At 54.8% G+C, this 15267-nt stretch carries 17 protein-coding genes; 13 read left to right on the top strand and 4 right to left on the bottom strand.

Annotated features, from left to right (window positions below; genetic code table 11):
* Positions 1-10: 10 nt before the first annotated feature.
* Positions 11-877, bottom strand: a complete 867-nt coding sequence (locus ABLU80_RS21910) for a MurR/RpiR family transcriptional regulator (protein WP_015370101.1) — start codon at positions 875-877, stop codon at positions 11-13.
* 320 nt (positions 878-1197) lie between these two features.
* On the opposite strand from ABLU80_RS21910, the gene ABLU80_RS21905 reads away from it, so the two are divergent.
* On the top strand, positions 1198-1959 hold the full coding sequence (locus ABLU80_RS21905; RefSeq protein ID WP_047080438.1) for a transporter substrate-binding domain-containing protein: 762 nt from the start codon (positions 1198-1200) through the stop codon (positions 1957-1959).
* 50 nt (positions 1960-2009) lie between these two features.
* On the opposite strand, the gene ABLU80_RS21900 is transcribed toward ABLU80_RS21905, so the two are convergent.
* Positions 2010-2618, bottom strand: coding sequence for a hypothetical protein (locus ABLU80_RS21900; protein ID WP_020078137.1), 609 nt, complete (start codon positions 2616-2618; stop codon positions 2010-2012).
* 171 nt (positions 2619-2789) lie between these two features.
* A complete protein-coding gene (locus ABLU80_RS21895; protein ID WP_348850467.1) occupies positions 2790-3584 on the bottom strand; it encodes an SDR family oxidoreductase in 795 nt (264 codons plus the stop codon).
* A 179-nt stretch (positions 3585-3763) separates the two neighbouring features.
* Here ABLU80_RS21895 and ABLU80_RS21890 point away from each other — a divergent pair, with 179 nt between their 5' ends.
* On the top strand, positions 3764-4654 hold the full coding sequence (locus tag ABLU80_RS21890; protein ID WP_032715661.1) for an MBL fold metallo-hydrolase: 891 nt from the start codon (positions 3764-3766) through the stop codon (positions 4652-4654).
* Here the strand turns inward: ABLU80_RS21890 and ABLU80_RS21885 are convergent.
* The gene (locus tag ABLU80_RS21885) at positions 4602-5489 is read right to left on the bottom strand and encodes a LysR family transcriptional regulator (protein ID WP_320944762.1); all 888 of its coding nucleotides are present in this window, start codon (positions 5487-5489) and stop codon (positions 4602-4604) included. The two genes, ABLU80_RS21890 and ABLU80_RS21885, sit on opposite strands and share 53 nt — an antisense overlap.
* Positions 5490-5718: 229 nt before the next feature.
* Here ABLU80_RS21885 and ABLU80_RS21880 point away from each other — a divergent pair, with 229 nt between their 5' ends.
* The 11 genes from ABLU80_RS21880 (at position 5719) to ABLU80_RS21830 (ending at position 15261) form a co-directional block, all read left to right on the top strand.
* On the top strand, positions 5719-7101 hold the full coding sequence (locus tag ABLU80_RS21880; protein WP_213796335.1) for a DHA2 family efflux MFS transporter permease subunit: 1383 nt from the start codon (positions 5719-5721) through the stop codon (positions 7099-7101).
* 184 nt (positions 7102-7285) lie between these two features.
* Positions 7286-7909 (top strand): cytochrome c biogenesis heme-transporting ATPase CcmA, encoded by a 624-nt coding sequence (ccmA, locus tag ABLU80_RS21875; RefSeq protein ID WP_015370110.1) that lies wholly within the window; start codon positions 7286-7288, stop codon positions 7907-7909.
* Positions 7906-8565, top strand: coding sequence for a heme exporter protein CcmB (gene ccmB, locus ABLU80_RS21870; RefSeq protein ID WP_045378271.1), 660 nt, complete (start codon positions 7906-7908; stop codon positions 8563-8565). The genes ccmA and ccmB overlap by 4 nt, the downstream gene beginning before the upstream one ends.
* Before the next feature lie 33 nt (positions 8566-8598).
* The gene (locus tag ABLU80_RS21865) at positions 8599-9345 is read left to right on the top strand and encodes a heme ABC transporter permease (protein WP_063446085.1); all 747 of its coding nucleotides are present in this window, start codon (positions 8599-8601) and stop codon (positions 9343-9345) included.
* Positions 9342-9566 carry a heme exporter protein CcmD gene (gene ccmD, locus ABLU80_RS21860; RefSeq protein ID WP_006798167.1) on the top strand — a complete coding sequence of 75 codons (225 nt, stop codon included), beginning with the start codon at positions 9342-9344 and terminating at the stop codon, positions 9564-9566. The genes ABLU80_RS21865 and ccmD overlap by 4 nt, the downstream gene beginning before the upstream one ends.
* On the top strand, positions 9563-10039 hold the full coding sequence (ccmE, locus tag ABLU80_RS21855; RefSeq protein ID WP_015703212.1) for a cytochrome c maturation protein CcmE: 477 nt from the start codon (positions 9563-9565) through the stop codon (positions 10037-10039). The genes ccmD and ccmE overlap by 4 nt, the downstream gene beginning before the upstream one ends.
* Positions 10036-11988: a heme lyase CcmF/NrfE family subunit gene (locus ABLU80_RS21850; protein ID WP_045413272.1), complete on the top strand. Its 1953-nt coding sequence runs from the start codon at positions 10036-10038 to the stop codon at positions 11986-11988. Before ccmE ends, ABLU80_RS21850 begins: the two co-directional genes overlap by 4 nt.
* Entirely contained in the window at positions 11988-12545 is a 558-nt protein-coding gene (locus tag ABLU80_RS21845; RefSeq protein ID WP_015370115.1) for a DsbE family thiol:disulfide interchange protein, read from the top strand. Before ABLU80_RS21850 ends, ABLU80_RS21845 begins: the two co-directional genes overlap by 1 nt.
* Positions 12542-13009, top strand: coding sequence for a cytochrome c-type biogenesis protein (locus ABLU80_RS21840; protein ID WP_015703210.1), 468 nt, complete (start codon positions 12542-12544; stop codon positions 13007-13009). The genes ABLU80_RS21845 and ABLU80_RS21840 overlap by 4 nt, the downstream gene beginning before the upstream one ends.
* Positions 13006-13872: a c-type cytochrome biogenesis protein CcmI gene (gene ccmI, locus ABLU80_RS21835; protein WP_032712347.1), complete on the top strand. Its 867-nt coding sequence runs from the start codon at positions 13006-13008 to the stop codon at positions 13870-13872. The genes ABLU80_RS21840 and ccmI overlap by 4 nt, the downstream gene beginning before the upstream one ends.
* Before the next feature lie 225 nt (positions 13873-14097).
* Positions 14098-15261: a NapC/NirT family cytochrome c gene (locus ABLU80_RS21830; RefSeq protein WP_006798114.1), complete on the top strand. Its 1164-nt coding sequence runs from the start codon at positions 14098-14100 to the stop codon at positions 15259-15261.
* The last annotated feature ends 6 nt before the right edge of the window (positions 15262-15267 follow it).

Here is a 15267-nt window from a genome sequence, read left to right as displayed (position 1 = left end):
GAAAATTTCCTTAACGTTCAAACTGACCAAATTCCTGCTGCAGCGCGCGGTTCGCGGCAAGGCGGCTGGAGAGGCTCGGCCCCAGCCGTTCCACCACCGCGGAGAGCAGCAGATTAAAAAGGCAACCGATCGGCGCCAGCGAATCCCAGAAGTGGCCGGTATCGGTTTTTACCTGTAGTAAATCAACCGGATAGTCGCGCGCCCACGGACACCAGATATCGGTGACCAGCGCGGTGGCAACCCCGCGTTCGCAGGCGACCCGGCAAAACTGGCGCGCGGCGACGGAGTAAGCGCGGGTATCGGTCAGCACCACATAGGGGCGCTGGTATTCAGAATTCAATGATTCCAGCCAACTACCGGAGCTGCCGTCGGCGTAGGTCACGCGCGGGCGCAGGTATTCCAGATGGCTGAAGAACGTGTTGGCGATGCCGCGGGTCGACTGAATGCCAATGATGATAACCGCGTCGGCCTCGGCGATGCGTTGACTGACGCGGGCGAAGGTCGGTTCCTGCGCCAGTTGATAGACATAGCGAATGGCATCCAGCTCCATCTGCAACGACAGGCTGGCGCGATCCGGCTGCGCCTGCTGCTGTGACCAGGAGTCAAGCCGGTCGATCACTCCCCACTGGCGGTAGGGTGTTGAAGCGGGCTCCTTCAGGCTGTGCTTCACGTCATCGAGATTGCGATAGCCCAGCTTGCGCAGATAGCGGCCTACGGTTATCCCGCTGGTGCCGGTGGCCTGCGCAATGCTGTCGGCGGTCTCAAACGGGATATGCTCCCGATGGCTTAACAGCCAGCTGCCAATACGCTTTTCGCTCGGCGTGAGCTGGCTGAAAGTGGATTCAATAATGTGAAACAAGCCGTTGCTATCGTTCATCTCTGCCCTTAATGATAGTTCGCTCTCATTTAACAGAATTCTGATACTCAATTAACAAAGCACGATGTGTGCCAGCTATTGCGGGAAATAGTATTTCCCACAATATCGCTAATCTGTTGGGAGGTGAGCGGATCCTGAGCGTAGGATTTGGTTATTCATTGCACAAATAAGGTGCAATGAATCCTGGTTGTGCATCACAAAATAAAAACATATTGTTAACAAAGTGGTTATAAGCCGGAGCGGTAGAGAGATAATTTTGCTTGCCGTCAGAGACAGACAGAGTGATAACCAAAAACTGATGAATAAAAAAGGATCATGAAATGAAAGTGAAGGTGGTGCTTGCCCTGACGCTCTCTCTGGCCACACTGGCGGGCCAGGCGCGCGATATGCAGTCAATTCAACAAAGCGGCGAGTTAAAAGTCGGCGTGCCGGGGGACTACGCGCCGTTGGCCTTTCATAACGGCGCCGGCGAACTTATCGGCTACGACGTCGATATGGCGCACGATCTGGGGAAAACGCTGGGAGTGAAGGTGACGTTTATTATCACCAGCTGGCCAACGTTATCGACTGATTTAAAAGCCGATAAGTTTGATATCGCTATGGGAGGTGTAACGGAGACGGCGGCACGGGCAAAAGATTTCTCCCTGAGCCATCCGGTGGTGGCCAATGGTAAAATCGCCCTGGCGAACTGCAGCGCCGCGCCAGCGCTCGGCAGCCTTGAAAAAATCGACCAGCCGAATGTGAAGGTGATTGTGAACCCCGGCGGTACCAACCAAAGTTTCGTTGATGAGCATATCAAGCATGCGCAGATCATCCGCGTGCAGAACAATGTCGATAATCTGCAGGCGCTGCGGCAAAAAACGGCCGATATGATGGTGACCGACCTGATAGAAGGGGATTACTACCAGAGCAAGGAGCCCGGCGTGTTCTGTGTGGCGAATGAGACGCCGTTCCCCGGCACCGCCAGCTATAAGGTCTATATGATGAATAAGGATAATCCGGCGCTGCTTGAGAAAGTGAACCACTGGCTGGATAGCCAGGACAAAAATGTGCTCAAGCGGAAGTGGAAAATTCAGGGGTAATTCATGATTCGCGCTGCCGCCAGAATGCGACATTCTGGCGGCGCAGTGGATTAGCTTTTCTGCCGCGCCTGATAGCGGAAGTAGCAGTAGTAGCCAATCGAGGCGGTCAGGCAAAGCATGTAGCCGAACGACTCGCTACCCTCTTCAACGGTGTTTTTCACCACCCGCGCGTAGTTCTCATCGAGTACGGCATACCATAAGCCATGCATGCCGAACAGCCGTGAGAAGACCAGAATCGCCAGCAGGCCGCTTATCATCATGCCGTAGTAAGGCGTGCGGGTGTATTGCGCGAGTTGCGACAGCGTTTGACGAGCGTGGCGCAGCGGAGCGATTAGCGCGGCTATCGTCGTTGCCAGCGCGAACCACACCCAGCTACCGTGAGTAATAAGATCAAAAAGCGCATCCAGTTCGCGGATCAGCATCGCCAGGAAGAAGCCGCCAACGAGGATATTACAGTAGCGTAGGAGCTCATATTTTTTCGCCAGCAGGAAGTGCATCAGCACGATTATCGCCAGCACGCCCTCCTGCACTACCTCGGTGAGCGAAATCTCCGGGATATCGTTGCCAAACACCCGGATATCCATCCATAGACAAAGTACCGCGATGGCGGAAGCCGCCGCTGCGCCGAGAAAGAAAAGTAAGCTTCTGATGACAGACATTAACACCACTATTTATGTTCAAAACAGCAATGATAAATATCGTGAATGTGACTTCCTGTTCACTTTGTGCGACATCGCGGCGTGTTTTAAACCTTTTGAGCTATTTAGCGCTAAATAGCGCAACTGCAGGTGAGAAAGGGGAGCTTTGCTCCCCTTGCTTAGCGGGGTAATTCAGACAATATCATCGACTACGCCGCCATCGACCCGCAGCGCGGCGCCGGAGGTGGCGGATGCCTGCGGCGAACAGACGTAGACCACCATATTGGCCACCTCGTCCACCGAGGCCGCGCGCTGAATAACCGAAGCGGGGCGCTGCGCCATAACAAACTCTGTCGCCAGTTGTTCCAGCGGCTTGCCGGTTCGCGTGACCTCATCTTTCATCATTTCGGCAAAACCGTCAGAAAGGGTTGGGCCGGGCAGCACGCTGTTTACGGTGACGCCGCTGCCGGCGACGTATTTCGCCAGTCCGCGCGCCAGCGACAGTTGCGCGGTTTTGGTTACGCCGTAGTGGATCATGTCGGCGGGAATATTGCGTGCCGATTCGGAGGAGATAAAGACCACCCGACCCCAGCCTTTACGCACCATGGCGGGCAACAGCGCGCGTGACAGGCGAACGCCGGACATCACGTTGGTTTGCCAGTAGTTTTCCCAGGTGGCGTCATCGGTGGCGTAAAAATCCTGCGGGCCGTAAATACCGGCGTTATTCACCAGGATATCGACTTCATTCACCGCCTGCAGCAGTTGGCTGACGCCCGCGGCGTCACTGAGATCGGCCACCGCGGGATAGGGCCGGAATCCCGGCACCTCCTGTTGCAGCCGTGCCATCGCCGCATTAACGCTATGTTCGCTGCGGCCGTTGATAATCACTTCCGCGCCGCTGGCCGCCATCCCTTTGGCAATGGCATAACCGATACCGGCCGTGGATGCCGTCACCAGCGCGACTTTCCCCGATAAATCAATATTCATGGTTGAACCTTTTTTATGGAATGGAGTAGTAAGCGTAGCAGGTGGGGGAAGGGGGCTTCGGTCAGCGGCAATCAACAATATCGATGGTGATATCGAAATTATCCGTTAGAGCATAGCGGTGAGAGCCTCTAATAATGGAGGCTGTTTTTGGCGATTACACTGATACTGATGAGTAAACGATGAATACTACTTTTCCCGGTATAGTCCTCGGCGAAATGCGCGTTACTGCCGTAAGCGATGGCTATTTGCAGGTAGGTTTTGGCCTGTTAACCAAAATTGATGAAGATGGGTGCAGAAACATCCAGGCTAACGCCCGTATCGCACAACCGAATACGGTCAACATAAACACCTTTCTGGTACAACAAGCCGGGATGAATATCCTGATCGATAGCGGCGCTGGCGGCGTTAAGGGGTGGGGAGGCCAACTGATCAATAATCTGGCTAAACTTGGCGTCAAACCAGAGGATATTGACGCCGTACTGTTGACCCATGCGCATCCCGATCACATCGGTGGCTTAATTAATTCGCAGCAAGACGCGGTATTTCCTCGTGCTGAATTGATAATACCTCAAGATGAATTCAGTTATCTCGAAGATGACCGTAATTTGGTTACGGCCAGTGAACGCGTTAAAGGTAATGTTATGTTCGCGCGCAGCGTGTTTAAACAATATCAGCATCGTTTACGGCTGATTGATGAAGGCGAGGTGTTTGCTGGTATCAGTGCCCTGGCATTGAAAGGACATACGCCAGGTCATACGGGGTATCTCCTCTCTGGAAGCATAGAACGCGTATTAGTGTGGGGGGATATTGTGCATTTTCCCCATATTCAGTTATTAGACCCCGAGGTCACGATAGCCTTCGACTTCGACCCGCTTTTGGCGCAGGAGACGCGCATTCGCCTTCTTGAAAAGGTCTGCGCTGAACAGATACTGGTTGCCGGGATGCATTTTGATACAGCAGGTTTCGCCAGGATTAAAAAATGCTCGTCCGGCTATCAAATTATCCCGGCGGACGGAATTAATAGCCAGTCTCACGCAGCCGTGGATCCTGAAATACGGATGCCACCATGAGGTTCAACTGCTGCAAATCGAAATGGGCGCCCTCAGGGCGGCAGAGCAGCTCAATTCCGAAATCATTAAACTCGCCTGTTAATGGATGGATTTTGATTTTTTGCTGGATCTCATCGCTGATTGAGCAACGCAGCACCAGCGAGACCCCTTTGCCATCGGCGATATTTGAGAACAGCACCGGGTAAGAGCCGCACTCCACGACGCGCCTGGGAGTAATGTTGCCTTCACGGAATAACATATCCAGATTGCGCATTGAAGTTGCGCATTTTTTACTACTCAATAAAAAGACATTGTCATCCAGAGCGGAGGTCGCGGTGATGGCTGGATGATCTTTCGCGGTGATAATCACTAACTCACTAGTGAGCAACATAGCGCGCGTATGCTGTGGGGAGGAGAAGCCCGCGCCAATAATGACCGCATCATATTCGTGTCTATCGAAAGCATTAAGTAAACTGCTGGTATTGCCGATTGAAACATCAATATCCCAGCCTAAGTCATGGCCTGAATCAATCAATGCGCTGATAACATAGGGCGGCAAACATTCAATGATGCCGATTTTAATCGTTAATCGGCGTTTTTTTGAAAGGGTAATGTTGTGTTTGCAATCATCCGCCAGGTTAAGCATTTTGAGGGCATATTCATACAATATCTTTCCCTGCTCGGTTGGGATACACCCCTCGTTCTTCCTGTCTAATAGCGTGGCATCCAGGCTACTTTCCAGGCTGCGTATCCGATGGGAAATACTGGATTGCACTCGATTCAGACGTTCTGCCGCCAGGGTGATATTCCCCGTTTCCACAACAGTAACGAACGCCAGAAGTTCATTAAGCTTCATCTTAAACCTTATATGAGCGTTATTTTCTATCCGCCAGCATATTTATAAATTTTGGTGACTACTTTGTCATCAGATTTTTAATTATTGACGAATATAGCGATGATTATCGCGGTGACGAACGGCCATCGATTTTTTCGCTAATAATCTCGATTTTATTCTCTGGTTTTTCCCTCTGGCGACATTCATAACAATAAAACCATTTGATCTGTTTTGATAAGGACCTGCGGATATGTCGCTGGTAAGTAGTTGTTCACTTGATCAAGGTTTTGAGGCGCCGAGGCGCTATTTAGCCGCCGCGGCCATACTAATCGGCGTGCTGATGGCGGCGCTGGATAGTTCCATTGTCAATGTCGCATTGCCCACCATTGCCAGTGCGTTACGGGTCGATTCGGCGTCCGGTATCTGGATCACCAACGGCTATCAGGTAGCCAGCGCGGCGACGATGCTGATTTGCGCGTCGCTGGGCAGCAGAATAGGTGAGAAGCGTTTTTATACGGCGGGAATGGTGTTATTTACGCTCTCTTCGCTGGGCTGTAGCCTTGCGCCGACCTTTGGCGTACTGGTTACCATGCGCATACTGCAAGGGGTAAGCTATGCGGTCATGATAAGCGTGGGGCTGGGCTTGTACCGGGTTATTTTCCCACCCCGCGCGCTAGGAACGATTTTCGGGCTGAATGCGCTGGCCTTCGCGGTTGGCACGGCAATCGGTCCGGCGCTGGGCGGATTTATCATCTCGTCGCTCTCCTGGCCGTGGCTTTTCTATATCAATATCCTGCCTGGCGGCGCTGCGATTGTTTTCTCCTTGATTTCATTAGGGGAGGATAACGAAAAGGAGCAGGGCTTTGATTGGGCCGGGGCCGTGAGTTCAGCGGCGGCATTAGGCTTGATGGTGGTGGCGGTCGATCAAATTGGCCGCTGGGAGGGCCGAACGCTTATCTACTGCGCGGTGGCATCAGTGGCGTTATTTGCCTTCTTTTTTATCGCCCAGACGCGAGCGAAGCATCCACTATTGCCGCTTGATATATTTCGCTCACGCCAATATACCCTGGCGGTGATCTCGTCCAGCTCTTTGTTCATCGCCCAGGGAATGGCATTGGTCGGTTTACCGTTTGTATTGCAACATACCTACCATTACTCAGTACTGGAATCGGCTTTTATCTTTACGCCGTGGCCGGTGGCGGTCGCAATCTGCGCCCCGCTGGCGGGAAGCTTGTCAAACCGTTTTAATCCGACGCAGATTTCAACTGTCGGGGTGGTTATCTTTTGTCTTGGCTTAGGCTCGCTGGCACTGTTGCCGGGCGCTGCGACGGTGAATGATTTTCTGTGGCGGACCGCCGTTTGCGGGGTGGGGTATGGCTTATTCCTGCCGCCAAACAATAAGGAGATGTTTGCTAATGTCTCAGCAAATCGCACGGCAACGGCCTCCGGGGTATTATCCACCGCCAGGACGACTGGGCTGTCCATCGGTGCGGCGCTGGTGGCTATGGTCATTGCGCTGTTGAAGGGCTTAACCGGCCCAGGCGGCGCACAGTTTGCCGTTTATGTGTTTGGCCTCGCCTGCGCTATTGCGGCGATATCCTCTATTGCCAGTACCTTACGTTTGCATCGCTAAAGAAGGGAATGCCGGTAGTGGTGAAAATGCAACCGCTACTGGCACGTTCGATTATGAGTTTTTAGCATTTTTACCTGTTTAGCGCCGGTTCAAAATTTTTAATATATTCAGCAAAACAGATTGTTTTCTTTCGTTATAATAAGGCACTTGAATGCGCTGACCCCCGGACTGGACCTGCTTTCTGATGTTGGAAATAAAAAATATCGCCTGCCTGCGGGATGAACGAACCCTTTTTACCCACCTATCGTTTGCGGTACAACCCGGCGAGATTATTCAAATTTCAGGCCCCAACGGCGCGGGAAAAACCTCGTTATTACACCTCCTGACCGGGTTATCGACGCCAGAAGAAGGGGAAATTCTCTGGCAGGGCAAACCGCTGCGGCGTACTCGCGATAGCTGGCACGCGCAGCTCTTGTGGCTCGGTCATCAGGTGGGGGTTAAAGGGGCGCTAACGGCGGACGAAAATCTGCGCTTTTACCATCCTGAGGCGACCATTGAGGCGCGTTGGCAGGCGCTGGCGCAGGTTGAGCTGGTGGGCTTTGAAGATGTTCCGGTAGCGCAACTCTCTGCCGGGCAACAGCGCCGCGTGGCGCTGGCGAGATTATGGCTCAGCCGCGCGACGTTCTGGATTTTAGATGAACCCTTCACCGCGCTCGATGCGGCTGGCGTACAAACGCTGACCACCCGGCTGGAGCAGCACGTCGGCCAGGGCGGTGCGGTCATCCTGACCACCCATCAACCCCTGCGCCCGCTCTGCGTTCCTTTACGCACGATTATGCTGAGTGACGATGAGGCGGTCGCGGCATGATCAAGCAGATATTCTGGCGCGACCTGCGCCTCGCCTTTCGCAATTACGCCGAAATTATCAACCCGCTGTGGTTTTTCCTGATTATTATCACCCTGTTCCCCCTCAGTATCGGCCCCGAACCGCAGCTGCTCCGGCAGATTGCGCCGGGCATTGTGTGGGTGGCTGCGCTCCTCTCTTCGCTGCTGGCAATGGACCGGCTGTTTCGCGATGACTGGCTGGATGGCTCGCTGCAGCAAATGATGCTGATGCCGGTGCCGCTGTCGCTGGTGGTGCTGGCAAAGATCGCGGCGCATTGGGTGGTCTCCGGGCTGCCGCTGCTGATAATCTCTCCGCTGATCGCCATGTTATTTGGACTTTCGACGGCGGAGTGGCAGGTGCTGGCCCTGACGCTATTGATGGGCACGCCAACGCTGAGCTTTATTGGCGCCATCGGCGTGGGGCTGACTGTCGGTCTGCGGCGCGGCGGCGTATTGCTGAGCCTGCTGGTGCTGCCGCTGATGATTCCGTTACTGATTTTCGCCACCGCCGCCGTGGGCGCGGCGCAGATGCAGTTGCCGGTTGACGGCTATATGGCCATTCTTGGCGCCTTTCTGGCGGGAAGCGCCACCTTAAGTCCGTTTGCTACCGCGGCGGCACTCAGAATTAGCGTGCAATAATTCCCGTTCCCTCGGGGCAATGAGGCAAAAAAAATGTGGAAAGTGTTACATCAACTCGCCATTCCAGAGCGCCTGTATAGCGTATGCGGACGATGCATTCCGCTGATGGCTATCCTCAGCGCGCTGTTTCTGGTGGTGGGCTGCGTCTGGGGATTTGTCTACGCCCCGGCAGATTATCAACAGGGTGAAAGCTATCGCATCATGTATCTGCACGTTCCGGCGGCGATGTGGTCGATGGGGATTTACGGCTCAATGGCCGTGACCGCTTTTGTCGGCCTGGTCTGGCAGATGAAAATGGCGGATAAAGCGGTGATTGCGATGGCGCTGCCAGGCGCGGTTTACACCTTTATTGCGCTGGTGACCGGTTCCGCGTGGGGAAAACCGATGTGGGGAACCTGGTGGGTGTGGGATGCGCGTCTGACTTCCGAACTGGTCCTGCTGTTTTTATACGTCGGGGTGATTGGCCTGTATCACGCTTTTGACGATCGCCGGCTGGCCGGGCGCGCCGCCGGGATACTGGTGCTGGTCGGGGTGGTCAACCTGCCGATTATTCATTATTCCGTGGAATGGTGGAACACCCTGCATCAGGGCTCGACCAATATGCAGAAAACCATCGACCCGTCGATGCGCATGCCGTTGCGTTTAACCATTTTCGGTTTCTTATTCCTCTTTATTACTCTGACATTAATGCGTATGCGTAATTTAATTCTGTTACAGGAGCGCCGCCGTCCGTGGGTCGTGGCGCTGGCTGGCGCTAGTAAGCGCGAGGAGAACTCATGACCAGCGCTTTTCACTCCTGGAGCGATTTCTGGCAGATGGGCGGCTACGCCTTTTATGTCTGGCTGGCGGTTGCAGTGACGGTCATCGCGCTGCTGATTTTGTTCATCCATACCCGCTGGCAGCGCCGGGCGTTGCTGGCGGATGTACGCCGGCAGATGGCGCGCGAGCGGCGGGTATCGGCGGCGCGTAAGCAAAGCACTATGAAGGGAGATGCGTTGTGAATCCTCGGCGTAAAGTACGTCTCTGGCTCGCCTGCGGAGTGATTGGGGGGCTGGCGCTGACCGTTGGTCTGGTGATGTATGCATTAAGCTCCAATATCGATCTCTTCTATACCCCAGGCGAAGTGATATACGGCAAACGGGAAAATGGCCAGAAGCCAGAGCCGGGGCAGCGTCTACGTATCGGCGGCATGGTGATGCCCGGCAGCGTGAAGCGTGACGATAAAACCCTCGATGTGACCTTCAAACTCTATGATGCCCGCGGCGTCGTCGAGGTGAGCTATACCGGGATCCTGCCGGCGTTGTTCCGCGAAGGGCAGGGGGTCGTAGCCCAGGGGACGCTGCAGGACGGGACGCATATCCGCGCGAAAGAAGTGCTGGCGAAACACGATGAAAATTACACCCCTCCGGAAGTGAAAGAAGCGATGGAAGAGAATCATCATCCGGCTGAAAAGCCACAGGGAGCCGCGCAATGATCCCCGAAATCGGCCTCTTCCTGCTGTGCCTGGCGCTGGGCATTTCCTGCCTGCTGGCGCTATTTCCCTCCTGGGGCGCGATGCGGCAGGATGCGCGGATGATGGCGCTGGCGAAGCCGCTGTCGGTAGCGATGTTTGCCGCCATCCTCGGGGCGTTTCTCATTCTGGTGTATGCCTTTGTGGTGAATGACTTCACCGTTCTGTATGTCGTCAGTAACTCGAATACGCTGCTGCCGGTGTGGTATCGCGTAGCGGCGACTTGGGGGGCCCACGAGGGATCGTTGCTGCTGTGGGTATTGCTGATGAGCGGCTGGACCTGCGCGGTCGCGGCCCTGAGCCGTAATATTCCGCTGGAAGCCTCTTCGCGGGTGCTGGCGGTAATGGGGATGATCTCCTTCTGCTTCCTGGCGTTCATCCTGCTGACCTCAAATCCGTTCGTGCGCACGCTACCTGATTTCCCCATCGAGGGGCGCGATCTGAACCCGATGCTGCAGGATATCGGGCTGATCTTCCACCCGCCGATGCTGTACATGGGCTATGTGGGCTTCTCCGTGGCCTTCGCTTTCGCCATTGCGTCGCTGATGACCGGGCGCCTTGATAGCGCGTGGGCGCGCTGGTCACGCCCGTGGACGCTGGCGGCGTGGAGCTTTCTGACGGTCGGTATCGTGCTGGGGTCGGCGTGGGCCTATTATGAGCTCGGCTGGGGCGGCTGGTGGTTCTGGGATCCGGTAGAAAACGCCTCCCTGATGCCGTGGCTGGCGGGAACGGCGCTGATTCACTCGCTATCGGTCACCGAAAAGCGCGGCAGCTTTAAATCCTGGACCGTACTGCTGGCGATTCTGGCGTTCTCGCTGTGCCTGCTGGGCACTTTCCTGGTGCGTTCCGGGGTACTGATTTCCGTACACTCCTTCGCTTCCGATCCTACGCGCGGCATGTTTATTCTGGCGCTGTTGGTGATCACTATCGGCGGTTCGCTGCTGTTATTCGCCATCAAAGGCGGCAAGGTACGTTCCCGGGTGCGTCACGAACTGTGGTCGCGCGAGTCGCTGTTGCTGGGCAACAATGTGCTGCTGATTGCCGCCATGCTGGTGGTACTGCTGGGGACGCTGCTGCCGCTGATACACAAGCTACTGGGGCTAGGCAGCATTTCTATCGGCGAGCCGTTCTTTAATTCCCTCTTTATTGCGCTGATGATCCCGTTCTCGTTGCTGCTTGGGATCGGGCCGCTGGTGCGCTGGCGTCGCGATGAATTCCACAAGCTGCGTAAGCGGCTGCTGATTGCCGCGGTGGTTGCCGTCGTACTGGCCATCGCACTGCCGTGGCTGATGCAGGATCGTATTAAAGCCATGACCGTAGTTGGCCTGCTGATGTCGCTGTGGGCATTCGTGCTTACCGTGATGGAAGTGGTGGAGCGCGCCACCGACCGCCACCCCTTCTGGCGCGGGCTGACCCGCCTCGGACGCAGCCACTGGGGAATGGTCGCCGGCCATGTGGGGCTGGTGGTCACCGTCATTGGCATCGCCTTCAGTCAGAATTACAGCATCGAACGCGACGTGCGAATGAAGCCGGGCGATAGCGTCGATATCCACCAGTATCACTTTGTGTTCCGTGACGTGCGGGATATCACCGGGCCGAACTACTTTGGCGGTGAAGGGGTGATCGAAGTTTCGCAGAATGGCCGTCACGTGAGTACGCTGCGGGCGGAGAAACGCATTTACAGCAGCAGCCGGATGGAGATGACCGAAGCCGCCATCGACGGCGGGCTGGCGCGCGACCTGTACGCTGCGCTGGGTGAAGAGCTGGCCGACGGTAGCTGGGCGGTGCGCTTGTACTATAAACCTTTTGTTCGCTGGATCTGGTTCGGTGGGATGTTAATGGCGTTTGGCGGCGTGCTGTGCATCCTGGACCCACGTTACCGCTTACGTAAATCACTGCCGGAGAACGCGTGATGAACCGCAAAGTCTTATATTTACCGCTGGCTATCTTCCTGATTCTGGCGGCGGCGCTGATGTGGCAACTGATGCGCAATAGCGACGGCGACGATCCTACCGTGCTTGAATCTGCGCTGGTGGGTAAACCTCTGCCGGATTTCCGCCTGGCGTCACTGGAAAAACCGGATGTCATGCTGGATCCCTCTAACATTATCAATGGTAAACCGGTGCTGATTAACGTCTGGGCCACCTGGTGCCCCACCTGTCGGGCGGAGCATCAGTATTTGCGCTCTCTGGCGGCGCAGGGCATTCGCATCGTTGGCATCAACTATAAAGACGATCGCCAGAAAGCGGTGAACTGGCTGCACGAATTGGGCAACCCGTATGCGCTGGGAGTGTTTGACGGCGACGGTATGCTGGGGCTGGATCTTGGCGTGTATGGCGCGCCGGAAACTTTCCTCATCGACGGCAAAGGCATTATCCGCTACCGCCATGCCGGCGATGTGAACGAGCGGGTCTGGCAGCAGGAGATTCTGCCGCTGTGGAATAAATACAGCCAGCAGGGGGGCGCGTGAAATATCTGCTCATCACTTTACTGACGGCGCTGTTCTCGTTTCAGGCGCTGGCGGCGATTGATACCTATCCATTTAAAGATGAGGCCCAGGAGCAGCAGTTCCGCCAGTTGACCGAACAGTTGCGCTGCCCGAAATGCCAGAACAACAGTATTGCCGATTCGAACTCGATGATTGCCGCCGACATGCGCAAAAAGGTCTGGCAATTGATGGAGCAGGGACAAAGCAATCAGCAAATCACCGATTACATGGTGGCGCGCTACGGCAACTTCGTGACCTACGAACCGCCGGTGACCCCCGCGACGATTATCCTCTGGCTGCTGCCGGCTTGTTTCGTTGTGGGCGGCGCGCTGGTGATTTTCCGTTTAAGCCGTCGCTCACGGGCTGAACGCATCAGCGAGCTGAGCGCGCAGGAACAGGAACGCTTAAAGGCGCTGCTTGATGACAATAAAAGGACCCTGAAATGATTGTCGCTTTGCTCATCATGTTGGTGTTACTGCTGGGAACCGCGGCGCTGCTGTTTATTCCGTGGAGCGGCAGGCAGCGCGTTGACCGCAATACCATGAACCATATGATTTATCGGGCGCGCCTACAGGAGCTTGATGAGGATCTTTCAGCGGTGAATGCGGCGCAGCAACAGCAGCTGGTTGACGATTTACGCTTGAATTTATTGGAAGATTTGCCCGAATCTGCCGAAACGAATCACAAAAATAGTAGTTATTGGGTGTATATTCTTGGGGTTATTATACTAACCTCTTTATGCGTAGGGGTTTTTATCCGAACGAGTTACATGACCCGCGTGGTTGAGTGGCAGCAAGTTGTCCAGCAAACGCCGCAGTTGATGCAGCGGGTGATGGATCCACAGGGTAAACCGTTATCGGAAGAAGAGCTGTTTCGACTGGCGCTGGGGCTACGCACCCGCCTGCAGCAATACCCGGCCGACCAGCTGAGCTGGACGATGCTCGGCAGGCTGCAACTGGTGCTCAATAATCCAGGCGCCGCGTTACAGGCGTTTGATAAGGCGCGACAGCTGGCGCCAGGCAACGCCGATGCGCAGCTGGGATATACCGAAGCGTTACTTCACTCTACGGATCCCAACGATAGCCGTGAAGCCCAGCAACTGCTCGATACGTTGCTGAAGAATAACCATAACGATGTGCGGGTGCTTAGCCTCGCGGCGTTTAACGCCTTTGAGCACCAGCAGTATGACAAAGCGATCGCGGCGTGGCAGCTGATGCTGCAACTGTTACCGGCGGATGATGCTCAGCGAGAAATAATCATTCGTAGTATTGACCGGGCTAAAAAAGAACAAGCCGCTACACTGCAATAATTAAAATAACGTGAGTATTGCTCGAAGGCATATTGGATTTGCAATGGGTTATCGCTCTGAAATCACAGGATAATCATCCCCGGCTGATTATCCTGGCTCCGAAAATTTCCAAAAATTTAGTTGGATTAGAAGGTGAGTGCAATCGTTATAGATTTATTTATATAACGATTGCCATCTGGCAGGGACTTTTGCGTCTTTCATTTAGGAAAAGGGTTAAATAATAAGATGAGTAAACTTTCACTGGAACGCTCTGGTAGGCGAAAAATTATATTTATCGCCTTGCTGGTTGGGATCATTATTGGCGTGGTATTGCTGGCTGGTACCGCGACTATTATGCATAAAACCAGCGATACCGAATTTTGTGTGTCATGTCATACCATGCAGCAGCCTCTGGCGGAATATCAGGGCAGCGTGCATTTCCAGAACGATAAAGGTATTCGCGCCGAGTGCGCCGATTGCCACGTTCCTCATCAGCCGATCGATTATATGCTGACCAAAATTGGCGCCCTGAAAGATGTCTGGGGTGAAATGACCGGCAAAATCGACACCCCGGAAAAATACGAGGCGCATAAACTGGCGATGGCCCAGAGCGTCTGGGATGGGTTGAAGAAGAGCGATTCGGCGACCTGCCGTTCCTGCCACGACTATAAAGCGATGGATATTCTGGCGCAAACCCCTGAAGCCCGTAAGCAGCACCCGGTCGCGATCAAAGAGGGCGAAACCTGTATCGACTGCCATAAAGGCGTGGCGCATATTCTGCCGAACATGAGCGGCCTGGCGGCGGCAGGGGCCAGCGAGCTTGCTAACGCGGCGGCGAAAACCCCGGCGACCGCGACCACCCTTTACACCATTCAGACCCAGCCGTTCTGGCTGAGCGAGAAAGCAGGCGACCATAACGACGGTAACCTGATGGCCTCCACTGAAGTGAAAGTGGTGAAACGTGAAGGCGACATGGTGCTGGCGGATGTTCATGGCTGGCAACAGGATGGCGTCACCGAAGCTTTCTACGCCGCGCGCGGCAAACGCATTATGAGCGCGCTGCTGGGCGAAGAAGCTCGCAAAGCGTTAAAAGTCTCTGGCTCCGTTACCGATGAAGAAACCAAACAGGTCTGGCATGAAGTCGATCTGCAGGTCTGGCTGCCGGCGAAAAATCTGATTGGCGATCAACAAAAAATCTGGAGTTACGCTTCTGAATTAATGGCTAACAACTGTACCGGCTGTCATGGCCTGACCGAGTTGAATCGCTTTAACGCCAACCAGTGGATTGGGGTGGTTAAAGGTATGTCCGGCCGTACTTCACTGACTCAGGAACAGGTTCGTCTCCTGACCCAGTACGTACAAAAACATGCGAGCGACATGCCAGCAGCGGCCAATCAGGACAAACAATAAGGAGCC

It is taken from the genome of Klebsiella sp. CN_Kp104 (assembly GCF_040064515.1).
Taxonomy (GTDB): domain Bacteria; phylum Pseudomonadota; class Gammaproteobacteria; order Enterobacterales; family Enterobacteriaceae; genus Klebsiella; species Klebsiella aerogenes.
This window is presented reverse-complemented; position numbering and strand designations above follow the sequence as displayed.